We start from the raw sequence: 18,320 nt of genomic DNA on the forward strand, positions 1-18,320 counted from the left end.
AGATGAAGATGATGAAGCAAAGCTTGCTGGCCGCAGCGCTGGCGTGCATCGCGGGCGGTGCCATGGCCGGGCTGTCGCAGGCCGAGGCGGACCGCCTGGGCAAGGACCTGACGCCGGTGGGCGCGGAAAAAGAAGGCAACAAGGCCGGCACCATCCCGGCCTGGGGCGGCGGCCTGACCAAGGCGCCGGCCGGCTTCGACAGCAAGAACGGCTATGCCGACCCGCTGCCGAACGAGGCGGCGCAGTACAGCATCACGGCGGCCAATATGGACAAGTACAAGGACGTGCTGGCGCCGGGCCAGATGGAAATGCTGAAGCGCTACCCGAGCTACAAGATGAATGTCTACAAGAGCTACCGCACGGCCGGCTATCCGCAGGGCGTGTACGACACCATCAAGGCCGAGGCGTCCAAGGCGGAGCTGGCCGGCGGCGGCAACGGCGTGACCGGCATCGCCCGGACCACGGTGCCGTTCCCGCTGCCCAAGAGCGGGGTGGAAGTGATCTGGAACCACCTGATGCGCTACCGCGGCGGCACCATCGAGCGCTACACCGCCGAATTCCCGGTGCAGACCAACGGCGCCTTCACGCCGGTGACCCGGACCGAGAAGGTGGCGTTCGCGCAAGGCATGGCCAATCCGGAGCCGAACCGCCTGCTGTACTACATGGCGACCCTGACCGGGCCGTCCTCGGTGGCGGGCGATGCGCTGCTGGTGGTCGATCCGCTGGACCAGGTGAAGGAATCGCGCCTGGCCTGGACCTACAACCCGGGCCAGCGCCGCGTGCTGCGCGCGCCGAACGTGGCGTACGACTCGCCTGGGCAGGGCGCCGACGGCCTGCGCACCACCGACGACTACGACGGCTTCAACGGCGCGCCCGACCGCTACGACTGGAAGCTGGTGGGCAAGAAGGAGATGCTGGTCTCCTACAACAACTACAAGATCACCAACAAGGCGATCAAGTATGCCGACATCGTTCGCCCTGGCCATATCAACCAGGACTTCGTGCGCTACGAGCCGCACCGCGTGTGGGTGGTGGAAGCGACCCTGAAGAAGGACAAGCGCCACATCTACGCCAAGCGCGTGTTCTACGTGGACGAGGACAGCTGGCAGGTGGTGCACACCGATTCCTACGACGGCCGCGGCGAGCTGTGGCGCGTGCACGAAATCGGCGGCATCCAGTACTACGATGCGATGACCCACTACTTCGCATACGAGGTGTTCTACGACCTGCAGGCACGCCGCTACCTGCTGTCCGGCATCTCCAACCAGGAGAAGCCGATCAAATTTGGCGTCAAGCTCGATCCGTCGAACTTCACGCCAGATACGCTGCGCCGCTCTTCCAACTGAGGACGGCGTAGCGGGTTTGGGGGTGTCTCTTCGGGCGCTTGCGTTCACAGGGAGCGCTGCGCCCATTTTTTGCAGGTAGAGCATGAATAAAGTCTTGAAACGGGCCGCTGCCGCGCTGCTGGGCGCACTGGCGGTGGTGCCGGCGGGGGCGGGCGAGCCGCTGCAAACGCCGGCGCGCATGTCGGCGCGGGCGCCGAAAGCGATGCTGACGGCACTGGCGCAGGCCGGGCAGCGCACGGTGGCGGTGGGTGAGCGCGGCATTATCCTGCTGCGCGATAGCGGCGCCAATGCGGCGTGGCAGCAGGCCAAGGTACCGGTGTCGGTGACGCTGACCGACGTGGCGTTTGCCGACGCATCCAACGGCTGGGCCGTCGGGCACGACGGCGTGATCCTTTCCACCAATGACGGCGGGGCGCAGTGGCGCACCCGCTTTGACGGCAACCAGGCCAATGCGTTGATGCTGGCCGACGCCAAGGCGGCGGTTGCGAAGGCGCAGGCGGCGGGGGCGGGCAATACCGCGCTCACCGACGCCGAGAACGCGCTGGGCGATATTGAAGCGGCGGCCAAGTTCGGCCCGTCGCGCCCGTTGCTGGGCGTATGGTTCCGCGATGCCAAGACCGGCTACGCGGTGGGCGCATACGGCCAGGCCTTCCGTACCACGGACGGCGGGGCACACTGGAATTCCATGGGCGCGGGCCTGCCCAATCCCGAAGGCTTGCACTACAACGCGATCGGCGGCGGCCCGGGCAATGTGCTGGCCATTGCGGGCGAGGGCGGCTACGTCTATCGCTCGCAGGATGGCGGCACCAGCTGGCAGCGCATCGAAACCGGCTACGGCGGCCAGTTGTACGGCGTGCTGTTCACCGGCCGCAGCTTGCTGGCCTACGGCTTCGGCGGCCACGTGTTCCGCAGCGAAGATGGCGGCGCCACCTGGCGCGAGACGCCGGCGGTGACGAAAAAGAGCCTGGTGGGCGGCGCCATGCAGGGCGGCAGCATCGTGCTGGCGGCCCAGGATGGCGCGCTGCTGCGCAGCGATGACGATGGCACCAGTTTCCGCGTGGTGCGCCAGGGCGATGCGGTACCGACGGCCGGCATGCTGGCCGTAAATGGTACGGTGCTGCTGTCGGGAGTGGGCGGCGTGCGCGCCGCCGCAGGAGAGGGCGCCAAATGATCCGCGACGACAAGAAAGCCTGCCAGGTGGCGCAGCAGGGCCACCAGCGCTTCACCTCCGTCGAGCATTGGCTGGAGCCGCGCCTGTTCAAGCACCGCTTCATCATCATGATCGCCTTCCTGCTGGCGTCGGTGCTGTTCGCCTGGCAGGCGGCGCTGCTGAAACCGGACGCCAGCTTGCAGAAGATGGTGCCGGCCACGCATCCCTTCATCGCCAATTACCTGAAATACGAGAACGAGTTGCGCCCGCTGGGCAACAACATCCGTATCGCGGTGGAGGCGAAAAGCGGCGACATCTACTCCAAGGCGTACCTGGACACGCTGAAGGCGGTGACCGACGAGGTGTTCTACATCCCCGGCGTGGACCGCGGCAACCTGAAGTCGCTGTGGACGCCCAACGTGCAGTGGATGGAGGTGACCGAGACCGGCATGAACAGCGGCCAGATCATCCCGCAGGGCTTCGACGGTTCGCCGGCCATGCTGGACGAGGTGCGGGCCAACGTGGCGCGTTCGGGCCGCATCGGCAGCCTGGTGGCGGCGGACCAGAAGTCCACCATCGTGCAGGTGCCGCTGCTGGAGATCGATCCGGACAAGGGCAGCAAGCTCGATTACGGCCTGTTCTCCGAGCGCCTGGAAAAGCTGGTGCGCGACAAGTACCAGGCGCAGGGCGTGACGATCCACATCGTGGGCTTTGCCAAGGTGGTGGGCGACCTGATTCACGGCGCCAAGGCGATCGGCATATTCTTCGCAATCACCTTTGCCATGACGGTGGCGCTGCTGCTGTGGTATTCGCGCTGCTGGAAGTCGACCCTGGTGACGGTGTTTTGCTGTTCGCTGGCGGTGATCTGGCAGTTGGGCATCGTGCGGCTGCTGGGCTTCGGGCTGGATCCGTACTCGATCCTGGTGCCGTTCCTGACCTTTGCCATCGGCGTGTCGCACGCGGTGCAGAACATCAATACCATGGCGGCCGAGCGGCTGTCCGGCAAGACCGACACGGAAGCTGCCAAGCAGACCTTCCGCCAGCTGTTCATCCCGGGCACCATCGCGCTGTTGTGCGATGCGGTCGGCTTCTCGACCCTGCTGGTGATCGAGATCGGCGTGATCCGCGAGCTGGCGATTTCGGCCTCGGTCGGCGTGGCGGTGATCGTGCTGACCAAGATGTTCCTGTTGCCGGTACTGATGTCCTACGTGGGCGTGACGCCGGCCTGCCTGCGCAACCAGCAACGGAAGGCGCAGGGCAAGCATCGCTTCATGCGCCAGCTGTCGCGCATCGCGGAGCCGAAGTTTGCCAAGCTGGCGGTGCTGGGCGCGCTGGCGGTATTCGTCACCGCCTTCGCGCTGAACCGCGACCTGAAGATCGGCGACCTCGATCCGGGCGCCCCGGAACTGCGGGCGGATTCGCGCTACAACCGCGACAACGCCTACATCACCGGCCATTACTCGACCAGCTCGGACGTGTTCGTGGTGATGGTGAAGACGCCGGCCGGCGAGTGCGGCGCCTATCCGACGGCGGAAGTGGTGGACCGCTTCCAGTGGGAGATGGAGAACGTGCCGGGCGTGGAGTCGACCGCTTCGCTGTTCACGGTGCAAAAGCGGATCATCAGCAACGTGAACGGCGGCAGCCTGAAATGGCAGGCGCTGTCGCGCAACCGTTTCGTCTCCAATTCGGCGCAGCGCATGATTCCGTCCGAGTTGTACAGCAACGATTGCTCGATGCTGCCGGTGCTGGTGTTCCTGTCCGACCACAAGGCCGACACGCTGACGCGGGTGGTGCAGGCGGCCCAGGCATTCGCCAAGGAGAACAATACGCCGCAGGCGGAGTTCATCCTGGCAGCGGGCAACTCCGGCATCGAAGCGGCCACCAATATCGTGATCAAGCAGGCCGAGATCACCATGCTGGTGCTGGTGTACGCCATTGTGGCGCTGCTGGTGTGGTGGGAGTTCCGCTCGCTGCGGGTGACCATCTGCATCATGGTGCCGCTGTATATCACCTCGGCACTGTGCGAGGCCATCATGGCGCGCCTGGGGCTGGGGGTGAAGGTGGCGACCTTGCCGGTGATTGCGCTGGGTATCGGGATTGGGGTGGACTACGGCATCTACATCTACAACCGGCTGCAGTGCTTCCTGGAGCGCGGCATGGAACTGAAGGAAGCCTACTTCGAAACGCTGAAGACCACCGGCGTGGCGGTGGCGCTGACCGGTGTGACGCTGGCGCTGGGCGTGCTGACCTGGGTCTGGTCCGACATCAAGTTCCAGGCCGATATGGGCCTGCTGCTGATGTTCATGTTCCTGTGGAATATGGTGGGGGCGATCGTGATGATCCCGGCGCTGGCGTCGTTGCTGCTGCCGAAGCGCTGAAACCGGCAGGCCGGGGTCTGACCCTGTGGGTCGGACCCTGGTTTACCGGTTTTACTCCTGGCGCTCCCAGGTCTGCGAGCGGCCCAGCATCGGGAAGCCAACGTAGCCGCGTACTTTCAGCTTCTTGCCGCCGTCGGCGATTTCCAGCTTGCTCTTGTACACCTTGCCGTTGTTCGGGTCGAGGATCTCGCCGCCGTTGTACTCGCTGCCGTCCTTCTTCAGGCCGGACACGATCACCATGCCGACAATCGGCTTGTCCTTGCGCGCGTCAGTGCACTTGTCGCACACCGGGTTCTGGTCTTCGGTCGGGCCGCGGTACAGCTTTTCGATCTTGCCCTGCAGGGCGCCGTTTTCCTCGGTGATGCGGATCAGTGCCTTTGGCTTGCCGCTGACGTCATCGATGTTCTTCCACAGGCCGACAGGGGAGGGATCTTGGGCGAATGCCGGAGCGGCAGCCAGCAAGGCTGCAGCAGCCAGCGCCACTGTGCGGGTAAGGCGCATGGGGTGTCTCTTTTTTAGATTTGGGGAAAATCAGTTTAGCAAAGGACCCGGCGGGACACCGTACGGTCATGCTATTTTTTTTGGAGGGAAGCCTCTAGAATTTTGGGGGGAACCGCGCCGCCTGGGCGGCGCGGCTGTACGGTCAGGATTTGAAGTTGCCGTCGTTGCGCTGCAGGGGGCTGCCGCACGATGCCGGGGTGCTGAATTCGCGATTGCCGGACGCGGTGCCCTGGCCGCCTTCCCATGCCGCGGTGCTGCCGTTCCACTTGACGTATTTGTACTGGATGGCGCTGGCGGCGGGCAAGGTCAGGGTGCCGCTCCACGGCACGTTGGCGCCGCTGCCCTGGATCGCCAACGCGTAGCCGCCGGCCGGCGTCCAGTTGCCGAGGGCGGCGTGGTTGCCGACCACGTACAGGTTCTGCCCGACGACGGTATTGGCGTTGGCGATGGTGAAGCTGACCTGGCAGCCGGCTGCCGCCGTGGTGCTCACTGCAAGGGCGGCGCTGGCGGCGGAGCTGTTGCCGGCGGCGTCGAAGGCCTGTACCGCGTAGCTGTAGCTGGTGGCGGGCACCAGGCCGGTGTCGCTGTAGCTGGTGGCGCTGGTGCTGGCGACCTGCACGTTGTTGCGCAGGATGTTGTAGCCGGCCACGCCGACGTTGTCGCTGGCGGCAATCCAGGACAGCGTGGCCGACTGGCTGCCGACGTTGCTGCTGGCAAGGCCGGTGGGCACGCCGGGCGGGGTGGTGTCGGCGCCGGTGCAGGGGTTGGCGGTGGTGACGGCGCCGGCATTGACAGCGGAGATGCCGCTGCCCAGCGCGTAGTTCCTGCCGCCGTTATTGTCCCAGTTGCCGCTGCCGTTATTGAACACGGCTTGCCAGCCGGTGGCCGCGCCGAGGCTGGCGGTATACGACAGCCAGCCGCTGCAAGCCGGGGCCATCGCCACGCCGGGCACCGTGGTCCAGGCGCCGCCGGTCGGGCTGTAGTGGATGTTGGCGTTGCCCCAGCCGCTGGGCAGGCGGTAGTACACGGTGGCGACATTGCCGGCTGCCGTGGTGAGGGTGCGGGCGGCGGAAGCCGGACCGGTATTGCCTGCCGCATCGCGCGCCTTGACCGTGTAGCTGTAGCTGGTGGCAGGCGCCAGGCCGCTGTCGGTGTAGCTGGTGGCGGCGGTGGCGCCAACCTGGCTGCCGTTTCGCAGCACCAGGTATTGGGCGACGCCATAGTTGTCGCTGGCAGGCGCCCAGGTCAAGGTGGCGGCGACCGGCGTGATGGCCGATGCCGCCGGCTGGCCGGGCGCGCTGGGGGCCTGGGTGTCGGCGGCCAGCGTGGTGATGGCGAGGGCCGGGCTGGCGGCGGACTGGTTGCCCGCGGCGTCAAGCGCGGTCACCGTGTAGCTATAGGCGGTGGCGGGCGCCAGGCCGCTGTCGCTGAAGCTGGCGCCGGCGGGGGAACCGGCCAGCACGCCGTTGCGGAACACCTGGTAGCCGGTGACGCCGATGTTGTCGCTGGCGGCGGTCCAGGCCAGGGTGAGCGAGCGGTCCGTCAGCTGGCTGGCTGCCGGCTGGCCGGGCGCGCCGGGTGCAGTGATGTCGACCGTGAGGAAGGGGTACACCCCGTTGACGGTGCCGTTGATGTCTTCCGCATAGCCGGAGCCGGTGGCGACGGGGCGGTAGCGGCCGGCGCCGACAAACACCTGCTGGATCTCGGAGCGGGTGAGGTTGCCGCGGGTGTCGGTCATCTCGACGTAATAGTCCAGCAACTGGTTGCGGTAGCCGGAGAGATAGGCGTAATACAGGTCGCCGCTGTCCTGCGCGGGCAGGGCGGCGATGGTGTCGCGCGTGGCGGGGATCCAGGCTACGCCGTTCATGTCCGGCTGCAGCTCGCGCAGTTGCATCGGGATGTCCTGCCAGGCACCGACGTTGGCGGGGTTGATCGACAGGCCGGGCTGGCCGGCCAGCGCCGCCGGGTCGTACACCTTGTACGTGTCGTCGGCCGCGTCGATATTGTTGCTGGCGTGGACCCGTACTTTCACGCTGGCGCCGGCAATGCCCGACACGTCGTGGCCGTAGGTGTAGACGGCAAAGTCATTGCTGTAGTGCTGCACGGTCCAGCCTTCGGCCTTGGAAGCGTTGACCGAGCCGGGGTTGTAGGGGTAGCGCTGCGGCCACCAGACGGAAGGACCGGTGCGGTCCTCGGCCAAGCGCGCCTGCACGTACGGGCGCGAGAAGGCCAGCGAGTTGTTGAACGCCAGCGTGGGCTTGACCGAATCGTCCTTGTTCTCGTCGTAGTAGCCGAAGCCCGAGTCCATGGCCGGCAGCAGGAAGTACCAGGCCAGTTCCGCCGGGTTGGCGCCGCCGGCGTAGTCGTTGGCGGCGTCGCCCTTGACGGGGTAGGACAGCATCCACGGATTGAGCTGGTTGCCGGCGTGCGTCACCTGGCGCTCCAGCGCCGTGCCGGGCGACCAGTGGCTGGGATGGCCGTCCAGCCAGATCTGCTCGGCGGTCTTGGCGTAGTTGAGGGCAGCCTGCAGCAGGGCGAAGTTGCGTTCCAGGTAGTGCCAGCCGTATTCGAAGGAGACGGTGGCGCCTTCCTGCTGCCCTTTCAGGTTGGTCTTGGGCGCCAGGTGGTTGCCGGTGATGCGGTTGAAGTCGGCGAACTGGCCTTTCCAGATCAGGAACGGCAGGCGCCAATGGTACCAGGTCGGGTCGGACGAGGAATCGCGCGTGTCGATCCAGGAGCCGTCCTGCACGTGCTGCACGTCGGCCTCGGGGATCGGCTTGGCGCGCAGGTATTCGTCGATGCCGAGGCAATAGCCGTTGCCGCTGCAAGTGCTGGTGTGGCCGGCCTGCCAGGTGCTGAGCGCACCGGCGCGGCCGCCGGAATTGTCGCCGTCGTGCGCCACCACGAAGAACTGGCGCGCCTCGAGACTGGTGTAGGGCGCCAGTTCGTCGACCGTGACCGCGCCTTCCCAGCCTTCCAGCCAGGAGCCGTTCTGGCTGACCGGGATGCCGGCCAGGCGCGTGACGGCGCCGGTGGCGGGATCGACGTGGCGCACCCAGTGCGGGGTGGAGGCGAAGGGGAATTTGTTGACCACCACCTGCTGTTCGTGCGCCATATTGGCGGCGACCCAGCTGCCGGCCGCGGAAGTGTTGCGCAAGTCGGCGCGGTTGGGCGGCGAGGTCAGGGTGTCGCCGCTGGCGTCATAGCTGGCGTAAGGGTAGTCCTTCAGGGTGCGCGAAAAATGGTTGTTGCCGATGACCGACCACTGCACGCCCAGCTTGGCCAGGGTGGGAATCAGGCGTTCGGAAAACCCCAGCTCGGTGGGGAAGAAGCCCTTCGAGGCGACAAAGCCGTTGCCGAGGAAGTAGGGCTGGGCCAGCGTGACGTTCTGGTAGACCAGGTCTTTCAGGAAGTAGTCGGGGCCGACCAGGGGGCCCATGCTGTGGTGGCCGGTGAAGTGCACGGTGTCCAGCGTGCGGTAGTTGTTGGCGGTCTTCAGCGTGTTCCAGGTGTTGAGCCATGACGCGCCCCAGCCGCTGTTGCTGTAGCCGGGCACGTTCTGCAAGGTGGCCAGGCTTTGCACATTGTTGATGACGGCACCGGACATGGTGACGTGGACCTGGCCTTGGGCGCCGGACCAGCTTTGCATCTCGTGCGCCACCTGCATCGGCCAGTACTGGTAGGCGCCGGTCTTGGCATCCGGCGTGTAGTAGGCCACCAGGTCGTCGTGCGGCATGATGGCGCCGCCCAGCGAGGCCGGCAGGTAGTAGCTGTAGCCGGCCGGCGGGTTGTTCTTCAACTTGATCACTTCGCCGTCGTAGGTGTAGCGCACGGGCGCGCCGACTGCGGTGGCGTTGTACCTGGCCAGCGGGTCGACCGCGTAGAAGGGCCAGAAGTTCGGCATGTGGTTGTGGTACACGTGGGCGGCCGGGATGGGGCCGGCGCCGGCCGGGCTGGCGGCAAACAGGGCGGCAAACAGGGCGGCCAGGACGGCGGCCCAGGGTGTCAGACACGATTGCATGCACATCTCCTTTCACAGGTGGGAACTGCGGAACGGGTGCGCAAGGGCGCCTCGCCAGTGGGGCGATAGCAGCTAGCGGTTGGATCGTCTCAGTGCGTGATGCCCTTTGCGGGACTGCTTGGGTGTGGATGTACTATTACTACCACTGGAGCGCGGTGCGCAGAGGTAGAGAGGGGTAAACTACGGATTGTTTGACTACATGTCAACACGGATGATGTAGTTTACCTACAGTTTGAGGGTAAAAAAATGCCCGGCGGGACCGGGCATTGCTCAAAAAATGGGGTACGTCCCTATTTTTTACAGCTTGGCCAGCTGTTCCTGCATCTTGGCCAGGGTGGCGCCGAAGGTGGCGACCCGTTCCTGTTCCTGTGCCACCACGGCTGCCGGGGCGCGGGCGACAAAGCTTTCCGAGGACAGCTTGCCGTTGGCCTTGGCGATCTCGCCTTCCAGGCGGGCGATCTCTTTCGACAGGCGCTCACGTTCCGCTTTTACGTCGATTTCGACTTTGAGCATCAGCTTGGTGGTGCCGACCACGGAGACGGCGGCCGGCGATTCCGGCAGAGCGTCGACGATCTGCACTTCCGACAGCTTGCCCAGCATCTGGATGTATGGGGCAAAGGCGGCCAGCTTGGCCTTGTCGTCGCCGGAGGCTTCCACGATCAATGGCACGCGCACCGATGGCGACAGCTTCATCTCGCCGCGCAGGTTGCGGGCGGCGTCGGTCATGCCTTTCAGCTCGCCCATCCAGGCTTCGGCGGCGGCGTCGATCGCCGCTTCGTTCGGCAGCGGGTAGGCCTGGGTCATGATCGATTGGCCTGCGCCGCCTTTGCCGGCCAGCGGCGCGACGGTCTGCCACAGCTGCTCGGTGACGAACGGGATGATCGGGTGCGCCATGCGCAGGATCACTTCCAGCACGCGCAGCAGGGTGTGGCGGGTGGCTTGCTGCTGGCCCGGGGTGCCTTGCTGTACCTGGACTTTCGCCAGTTCCAGGTACCAGTCGCAGTACTCGTACCAGACGAACTGGTAGATGGTGGAGGCGATGTTGTCGAAGCGGTAGTCGGCAAAGCCCTTATGCACTTCCTGCTCGGCGCGGTTGAGGGCCGAGATGATCCACTTGTCGGCGGCCGACAGGTCGGTTTCATTGGCGGAGCAGTCGTGGCCTTCGGTGTTCATCAGCACGAAGCGGGTGGCGTTCCACAGTTTGTTGCCGAAGTTGCGGTAGCCTTCGCAGCGGCCCAGGTCGAAGTTGATGTTGCGGCCCAGCGAGGCGTAGGAGGCCATGGTGAAGCGCACGGCGTCGGTGCCGTAGGCCGGGATCCCGTCCGGGAATTCCTTGCGCGTGGCTTTCTCGATCTTGGCCGCGTCTTTCGGGTTCATCAGGCCGGTGGTGCGCTTGGCAACCAGGTCTTCCAGGGCGATGCCGTCGATCAGGTCGATCGGATCCAGGGTGTTGCCCTTGGACTTGGACATCTTCTGGCCTTGCGAGTCGCGCACCAGGCCGTGCACGTACACGGTTTCGAACGGTACCTTGTTGGTGAAGTGGCTGGTCATGATGACCATGCGCGCGACCCAGAAGAAGATGATGTCGAAGCCGGTGACCAGGACCGACGATGGCAGGAAGGCTTGCAGCTCCGGCGTTTCGTTCGGCCAGCCGAGGGTGGAGAACGGTACCAGGGCGGACGAGAACCAGGTGTCCAGCACGTCGTTGTCGCGGGTCAGCGCGCCGCTGATGCCCTTGGCGGCGGCTTGCGCTTGCGCCTCTTCTTCGCTGCGCGCGACATAGACGTTGCCTTGTTCGTCGTACCAGGCCGGGATCTGGTGGCCCCACCACAGCTGGCGCGAAATGCACCAGTCCTGGATGTTGTTCAGCCACTGGTTGTAGGTGGTGCTCCAGTTTTCAGGAACGAACTTGATCTCGCCGCTGGAGACTTTTTCCAGCGCCACTTCGGTGATCGATTTGCCCGGGTTGAAGGTGCCTTCAGGAGCCGGCTTGCTCATGGCGACGAACCATTGGTCGGTCAGCATCGGCTCGATCACGACGCCGGTGCGGTCGCCGCGCGGCACCATCAGCTTGTGCGGCTTGACTTCGACCAGGAAGCCTTGCGCGTCCAGGTCGGCCACGATCTGCTTGCGGGCGGCGAAGCGGTCCATGCCCTGGTAGGCGGCTGGGCCGTTTTCATTGATCTTGGCGTCCAGCGTCAGGATCGACGGCATGTCCAGGTTGTGGCGCTGGCCGACGGCGTAGTCGTTGAAGTCGTGGGCCGGGGTGATCTTCACGCAGCCGGTGCCGAATTCCTTGTCGACGTATTCGTCGGCGATGACCGGGATTTCGCGGCCGACCAGCGGCAGCTTGAGCATCTTGCCGACCAGCGCGGTGTAGCGCTCGTCGGTCGGGTCGACCGCCACGGCGACGTCGCCCAGCATGGTTTCAGGACGGGTGGTGGCGACCACCAGCGCGCCGCTGCCGTCGGCCAGCGGGTACTTGATGTGCCACATCGAGCCGTCTTCTTCTTCGGAGACCACTTCCAGGTCGGAGACGGCGGTGCCCAGCACCGGGTCCCAGTTGACCAGGCGCTTGCCGCGGTAGATCAGGCCCTGTTCGAACAGGCGCACGAAGACTTCGCTCACCACTTTGGAGCGCTCGGCGTCCATGGTGAAGTATTCACGTTGCCAGTCAGGGGATGTGCCCATGCGGCGCATCTGGCCGGTGATGGTGGAGCCGGATTTTTCTTTCCACTCCCAGACTTTTTCGACGAATTTTTCGCGGCCCAGGTCATGGCGCGACACCTTCTGCGCGTCCAGCTGGCGCTCCACCACGATCTGGGTGGCGATGCCGGCGTGGTCGGTGCCAGGGATCCAGGCGGTGTTGTGGCCCAGCATGCGGTGGTAGCGGGTCAGGCCGTCCATGATGGTCTGGTTGAAGGCGTGGCCCATGTGCAGGGTGCCGGTGACGTTCGGCGGCGGCAACTGGATGCTGAAGGACGGCTTGCTCAGGTCGAGGGAGGCTGCGTAGTAACCGCGCTTTTCCCACTCGCTGCGCCAGAACTGTTCAATGTCGGCAGGCTCGAAAGACTTGGCTAATTCCATGATTTGGGCTGTAAATTTGGCGAAAACTTTCATTATAAGGTAGATTGCTGGGGACATGGACGCCAGCAATTCCCCCCAGCCACGCAAGCGCGGCCGCCCCGCGCAGGCCGCTTCCGACAGCCTGAAAACGCTGCTCATTGCCGTTTCGGCAAGACTATTCCGCGAAAAAGGATTCGATAACACGACCGTGCGCGATATTGCGGCCGCCGCGGGCGTGCAGGCGGGGTCGTGGTTTTATCACTTCAAGTCGAAGCAGGACATCTTGCAGGCGGTGATCGAGGAGGGCATGCAGCAGGCCCTGGCGCGCATCGAGGAGGTGGCTGCGTTGCAGCTGCCGGCGCGCGAGGCGTTGCGGCGCCTGGTGCATACCCATCTCGAGACCTTGCTGTCGCCGGGACAGGATTTCGTCTACGTCATGCTCTACGAGTGGCGCGCGCTGTCGCCGGAAGGGCAACTGCGCATCGTGGCGGCCAAGGACCGCTACGAGGCGCAGTGGGATGCGGTGCTGCGCGAGCTGCAGGCGTCCGGCGAGTGGCCGGCACCGGGCAAGCTCGATCGGCTGTGGCTGTTCGGGGCGCTGAACTGGTCGGCGCAATGGTACCGGCGCGACGCCGGCGTCAGCATCGATGAACTGGCCGAGTCCGCCATTCGCTTCCTGCTTCGGTAGTTCCTTCCGGGTCCCTCTGTGGGAAGTGCTGAAATGGTGTTGCAAGGTGCTGAAAAGTGCTGAAATTTGAACTTCTCTCGAATTTCTCCCTCTAAGGGATTTTCGTCTCGGGAAATTTCAGCATGAACCAACTTGTGAGCGTACCAATCGCATTGCCAACGCTGCGCGCCTTACTCGATTATCAGGCTGAGCACGCCAGCGAACAGGACTTTTCCGACCTTGTGGATCGTATCTTCCGCGAGTGGTTGGCGCGCCAGCGCGGGCCGCAAGGCTATCTCTGGAAAACGGTCATGCTGCCAGATGGCAGCCGCTTGCGTATTACCAGCCTGCAGCGCGCGCATTACGCAACCATTGTTGGTGGCGAGCTCATTTATGAAGGTGTGAGCATGTCGCCGAACCAATTTGCCAGTGCGAGTCTGGGGACCGTTCGCAATGCGTGGAAGGCGATTCTGGTCCAGCTCCCGGGAGAACTCAACTGGACGCCAGCAACCAGGCTTCGCTATTCAGCTGAGGCCGAAGCTCGCCGGAAAGCATACCGCGAGGCGGCACGGGCAAGAGAGGAAGCGATGTGCACATCTCGCGTTGAGAAGTGCTGAAATCGTGTTGCAAAGTGCTGAAAACTGCTGAAAATCTGCTGCGCCTGAAAACTCCCCCTCTGGAGTGATTGCGGGCCGCGCGATTTCAGCACCTCCCCCCGACAGTGCCCGAACGAGGACCGCTGCGCAAAGCGCCGCGGCGGTCCTTGACATTTTATGTCAAGCTTTTATACTTCCGACATAATATGTCTAACCACCCACAACAAGGAGAGACTCTATGGACGAAGTGATGGGCCGGATGCTGGCGATCGAGCGCGCGCTGTCCGCCCAGGTGGGCTCGCTGTCGGTGAGCGCCAACCTGCTGGCGCCAAGCGAGCCGGATGGCGTACCGGTCATGCGCATGTGCATCGAAGGTCAGGAGGAGATTCCGGTGTTCGTCACCGCTTCGCCGCAGCAGGTGCTGTGCATCTGCTACCTGTGGACCGAGCGCGAAGTGCGCCCCGAGCGCCGCGCCGAGATGCTGGAAGCGATGATGGACCTGAACATCGCGATTCCGCTGTCGAATTTCGGCCGCATCGGCGAGCACTACGTCATCTTCGGCGCCCTGGCTGCCGACGCCGCGCCGGACAGCATTGCCACCGACGTTGCCATGGCCGCCGACAATGCGCTCGAAGCCCTGGAAGTGTTCAACGAATTTCTACTGTGAGGAGGCCATCATGGCTGTTTTTTCCAAAATGCTGACCATGTTGCGAGGTAACCTGCGCGAGATCGGCCAGAGCGTCGTCGACAGCAATGCCACCACCATCTACGAACAGGAAATCGTCGAAGCCACCGCCCACGTGGCCACTGCCAAACATGACCTGACCGCGGTGATGGCCAAGGAAATGCAGGCCGGCCGCGAAATCGAACGCCTGCGCGCCGAACTGCAAAAATACGAAGAGCTGGCCGTGCAGGCGCTGCAAAAAAACGAGGCGGGCCTGGCCGAAGAAGTCGCCGCGCGTGTCGCCGACCTGGAAGTGGCGCTGGCCGAACAGGAAGAGGCGCGCGTCCAATACGCTGGCCACATCGCGCGCCTGAAGGACATGATCCGCAACGCCGAAGCCACATTGCGCGAACATGAGCGCCAACTGGCCATGGCCAAGACCACCGAGAGCGTCTACAAGGCTACCGCCACCATCTCCCAGAACATGGGCTCGAGCGGCTCCAGGCTGATGGGCGCAAAAGAATCGCTGGAGCGGATTCGCCAGCGCCACCAGGACCTGGCCGACCGCATGCAGGCAGCCGAAGTGCTGGAAGGCGAATTCGGCACCAAGGCGCTGGAGAACAAGCTGGCGCAAGCGGGGATCGGCGAGCGCGCCAACCGCAAGGCCGAAGTGATGGCCCGCCTGCAGGCGCGCGTCAAGCCGGCCCCGCCGGACCAGGGTTGACGCGCCATGGTACGCAGTTCCTCCCGCTGGTCGGGATCGGATGCGGCCTTGCGCTCCGTTCAGGTGGCTTTCGACGTGGAGACGCAGGTGATCGACGCGGTGCGCCTTGCCGCGTTCAAGAGCCAGCTCTCCACCTCGGACCAGATCCGCAAGATCCTCGGCCTGCCGTATGCCACCAAGCCGGTGCGCCCGCGCCTGACGGTCAGCCTGTCCGATGCCGACTACGCGCTGCTGGGCGAACGCCTGGGCGTGGACGCGGCCGACCGGCGCCGCATCAAGGAAATCCTGCATGAGCAGCTGATAGAATTTGCAAAAAAGCAATCAAAACATGAAAATAGCTGACCTCACCAACATGAAGGGCACTGCATGAGCACCTGGCAAATCCTGGCCAGCTTTCCCACCGCCATCCCCACCGTCCTGCTGATCATCCTGCTGGTGTATTGGGGCTTGTCGGTGGTTGGCGTGTTCGAGCTGGGCGAAAACATCGAAGGTGACGCCGATCACGCCGACCTGGAAACGCTGGCCTCGTGGCTGGTGGCGCTGGGCCTGGGCGGCGTGCCGTTCTCGATCGTGGCCACGCTGCTGGTCTTCTTCACCTGGCTGCCGACCGCCCTGCTGCACCAATACGTGCTGGCCTGGCTGCCGGCCGGGGGGCTGCAGTGGGCCGGCGGCGCCGCCATCCTGCTGGCGTCGGCGGCGTTCAGCGTGTGGATCTCGGCGCGCCTGGTCAAGCCCTTGCGTCCACTGTTCGTCAAGCACCATGCGCCGGAAAACCGCAGCCTGGTCGGCCGCACCTGCCGCATTGTCACCTTGTCGGTGGACGAAAAATTCGGCCGCGCCGAAGTGGAAACCAGCGGGGCCAGCCTGAACGTGCGCGTGTGGGCCAGTTCGCCCAACGCATTGGGCAAGGATGCCCTCGCGGTGATCGTCGCCTACGACGAGTCAGCGCAGAAGTACGAAGTACAGGCCGCCAGCGCGGCCAACTTAGAACAATAAATACCTACAACACCAACACACCTGAAGGAAATCCATGGACATCATGTTGATTGCAGCCGCCACCGGGATCGTCGTCTTGCTCGGCGCCCTGGCAATGTTCGCGCGCTTCTACCATAAAGTCGAACAGGGTCACGCAATGATCATCAACACTTTGCGCGCCGAGCCGGACGTCAGCTTCACCGGCGGGATGGTCTACCCCATCATCCACAAGCGGGAACTGATGGAGATCTCGCTCAAGACCATCGAGATCGACCGCTTGGGCAAGGACGGCCTGATTTGCCGCGACAACATCCGCGCCGACATCAAGGTCACCTTCTTCCTGCGCGTGAACAAGACCAAGGAAGACGTGCTGAAGGTCGCACAGGCAGTCGGCTGCGCCCGCGCCTCCAGCCAGGAGACGCTGGAAAACCTGTTCTCGGCCAAATTCGCCGAAGCGCTCAAGACCGTCGGCAAATCGATGGACTTCGTCGACCTGTACCAGGCGCGCGACCGCTTCCGCGACGACATCATCCGCCAGATCGGCAACGACCTGTCCGGCTACATCCTGGAAGACGCGGCCATCGACTATATCGAACAGACCCCGATCGAGAAGCTGGACAGCCACAACATCCTGGACGCCCAGGGTATCAAGAAGATCACCGAACTGACCGCGATTGAAAGCGTCCGCACCAATGAATTGAAGCGCGACGAGGAAATGCGCATCAAGAAGAAGGACGTGGAGACCCGCGAAGCCATCCTGGAACTTGAGCGCCAGCAGGCCGACGCCGAGGCGCGCCAAAACCGCGAGGTGACCAGCGTGCGCGCCCGCGAGCAGGCCGAGGCCGAGAAGGTGCAGTCCGAAGAGCGCGCCAAATCCGAGCTGGCCCGCCTGCAGGCCGAACAGGTCGTGCTGGTGCAGCAGGAAAACACCACCCGCGAGAAGGAAGTGGCGGAGAACAACCGCAAGCGCGCCGTCGCCATCGAGGAGGAGCGCGTCACCCGCGCCCGCCTGCTGGAAGTGGTCGCGCGTGAAAAAGAAGTCGAACTGCAGCGCATCGATAAAGAGAAGGCGCTGGAAGTGCAGAAGAAGGCCATTGCCGACGTGATCCGCGAGCGCATCGTGGTGGAGCGCACGGTGGCCGAGCAGGAAGAAGCCATCAAGGATGTGCGCACCCTGGCCGAGGCCGACCGCGGCAAGAAGTCGGTGGTGATCGCCGCCGAGGCCAGCGCCGAAGAGAAGCTGCTGCTGGCCGTCAAGGCAGCCGAAGCGGAAGAACGCGCGGCCAAGCATCGCGCCGCCCAGGAACTGACCCTGGCGGAAGCGGCGCTGAAAGTCGCCGAGAAGGAAGCTGAAGCCAAGAAACGCCAGGCGGAAGGCACCGAAGCCGAAATCGCCGCCCCGGGCCTGGCGGAAGCGAAGGTCATGCTGGCGTCGTCCGAAGCGATCGTCAAGCAGGGCGCGGCACAGGCCGAAGCCACCCGCCTGCGCATGGAAGCCGAAGCCAAGGGCAAGGAGCAACTGGGCCTGGCCGAAGCGGCCGTGAAGACGGCCGATGCCGCCGCCACCGCAACCCTGGGCACGGCGGAAGCGAAAGTGATCGAGGCCCGCTTCGAAGCCGAGTCGCGCGGCCTGGCGCAGAAGTTCGAATCGATGTCCGCGATGAGCGCCGAGACGCGCGCCCACGAAGAGTTCCGCATGCAGCTGGAACTGGCCAACGAGCAGGCCCTGAAAGGCATCGATGCGCAGACCATGATCGCCCGCGAACAGGCCGAGGTACTGGGCAAGGCCCTGCAGAACGCCAAGATCGACATCGTCGGCGGCGACGGCAACTACTTCGACAGCTTCGTGCGTGCGCTGTCGGTCGGGCGCGGCATCGACGCGGCCATCGACAAGAGCAAGACCCTGCAGATCGGCCTGAAGGACCACCTGAGCGGCGAGCGCGACATGGTGAACGACCTGCGCGGCCTGATCGGCGCGCTGGGCGGCTCGGCGGGCGAGCTGCAGAACCTGACCGTGGCTTCGCTGCTGGCCAAGGTGTCGCGCGAAGGCACCCAGCAACAGCAGCACGCCTTGAACAACCTGATCGCCGCGGTCCCTGAGCTGAAAGGCAAGCCATGATCTGCCCGGCCTGCGCAAACACCCATTTCGAGCCGACCCGCATCGAAGGCGGCCTGCCCGCCGAGCGCTGCGATTCCTGCGGCGGCGTGCTGGTGGAGCTCGCGCGCTATCGC

The 18,320-nt window shown here is 64.7% G+C and carries 13 protein-coding genes and 1 pseudogene; 11 read left to right on the plus strand and 3 right to left on the minus strand.

Going from position 1 to position 18,320, the window contains the following annotated elements:
• Window positions 1-2: 2 nt before the first annotated feature.
• From BM269_RS27345 to BM269_RS27355, 3 genes are all read left to right on the plus strand, one after another.
• On the plus strand, window positions 3-1,346 hold the full coding sequence (locus BM269_RS27345) for a DUF1329 domain-containing protein (protein WP_211482754.1): 1,344 nt from the start codon (window positions 3-5) through the stop codon (window positions 1,344-1,346).
• 82 nt (window positions 1,347-1,428) lie between these two features.
• Window positions 1,429-2,517 (plus strand): YCF48-related protein, encoded by a 1,089-nt coding sequence (locus BM269_RS27350; RefSeq protein WP_090445195.1) that lies wholly within the window; start codon window positions 1,429-1,431, stop codon window positions 2,515-2,517.
• A complete protein-coding gene (locus BM269_RS27355) occupies window positions 2,514-4,874 on the plus strand; it encodes an efflux RND transporter permease subunit (protein WP_090445199.1) in 2,361 nt (786 codons plus the stop codon). Before BM269_RS27350 ends, BM269_RS27355 begins: the two co-directional genes overlap by 4 nt.
• Before the next feature lie 51 nt (window positions 4,875-4,925).
• Here the strand turns inward: BM269_RS27355 and BM269_RS27360 are convergent, their stop codons facing one another.
• From BM269_RS27360 to BM269_RS27370, 3 genes are all read right to left on the minus strand, one after another.
• Entirely contained in the window at window positions 4,926-5,375 is a 450-nt protein-coding gene (locus tag BM269_RS27360; RefSeq protein ID WP_090445202.1) for a DUF2147 domain-containing protein, read from the minus strand.
• Between the two features lie 142 nt (window positions 5,376-5,517).
• A complete protein-coding gene (locus tag BM269_RS27365; protein ID WP_090445205.1) occupies window positions 5,518-9,396 on the minus strand; it encodes a fibronectin type III domain-containing protein in 3,879 nt (1,292 codons plus the stop codon).
• 297 nt (window positions 9,397-9,693) lie between these two features.
• Window positions 9,694-12,483: a valine--tRNA ligase gene (locus tag BM269_RS27370; RefSeq protein WP_090445289.1), complete on the minus strand. Its 2,790-nt coding sequence runs from the start codon at window positions 12,481-12,483 to the stop codon at window positions 9,694-9,696.
• 55 nt (window positions 12,484-12,538) lie between these two features.
• On the opposite strand from BM269_RS27370, the gene BM269_RS27375 reads away from it, so the two are divergent.
• The 8 genes and pseudogenes from BM269_RS27375 to BM269_RS30180 all read left to right on the plus strand — a co-directional run.
• The gene (locus BM269_RS27375) at window positions 12,539-13,150 is read left to right on the plus strand and encodes a TetR/AcrR family transcriptional regulator (protein ID WP_090445208.1); all 612 of its coding nucleotides are present in this window, start codon (window positions 12,539-12,541) and stop codon (window positions 13,148-13,150) included.
• Between the two features lie 122 nt (window positions 13,151-13,272).
• Window positions 13,273-13,746: a hypothetical protein gene (locus tag BM269_RS27380; protein WP_090445211.1), complete on the plus strand. Its 474-nt coding sequence runs from the start codon at window positions 13,273-13,275 to the stop codon at window positions 13,744-13,746.
• A 217-nt stretch (window positions 13,747-13,963) separates the two neighbouring features.
• Window positions 13,964-14,392, plus strand: coding sequence for a DUF2170 family protein (locus tag BM269_RS27385; protein ID WP_090445213.1), 429 nt, complete (start codon window positions 13,964-13,966; stop codon window positions 14,390-14,392).
• 10 nt (window positions 14,393-14,402) lie between these two features.
• On the plus strand, window positions 14,403-15,113 hold the full coding sequence (locus BM269_RS27390; RefSeq protein WP_090445216.1) for a PspA/IM30 family protein: 711 nt from the start codon (window positions 14,403-14,405) through the stop codon (window positions 15,111-15,113).
• Window positions 15,114-15,119: 6 nt separating this feature from the next.
• On the plus strand, window positions 15,120-15,455 hold the full coding sequence (locus tag BM269_RS27395) for a hypothetical protein (protein ID WP_090445219.1): 336 nt from the start codon (window positions 15,120-15,122) through the stop codon (window positions 15,453-15,455).
• 24 nt (window positions 15,456-15,479) lie between these two features.
• Complete coding sequence (locus BM269_RS27400; RefSeq protein WP_090445222.1) at window positions 15,480-16,109, plus strand: hypothetical protein; 630 nt, start codon at window positions 15,480-15,482, stop codon at window positions 16,107-16,109.
• 34 nt (window positions 16,110-16,143) lie between these two features.
• Window positions 16,144-18,207: a flotillin family protein gene (locus BM269_RS27405; RefSeq protein WP_090445225.1), complete on the plus strand. Its 2,064-nt coding sequence runs from the start codon at window positions 16,144-16,146 to the stop codon at window positions 18,205-18,207.
• Window positions 18,204-18,314: pseudogene (locus tag BM269_RS30180) on the plus strand (zf-TFIIB domain-containing protein); the annotation flags it as partial. The gene BM269_RS27405 and the pseudogene BM269_RS30180, both read left to right, overlap by 4 nt.
• Window positions 18,315-18,320: the final 6 nt, after the last annotated feature.

This window comes from Duganella sp. CF458, from assembly GCF_900113115.1.
Taxonomy (GTDB): Bacteria; Pseudomonadota; Gammaproteobacteria; order Burkholderiales; family Burkholderiaceae_D; genus Rugamonas.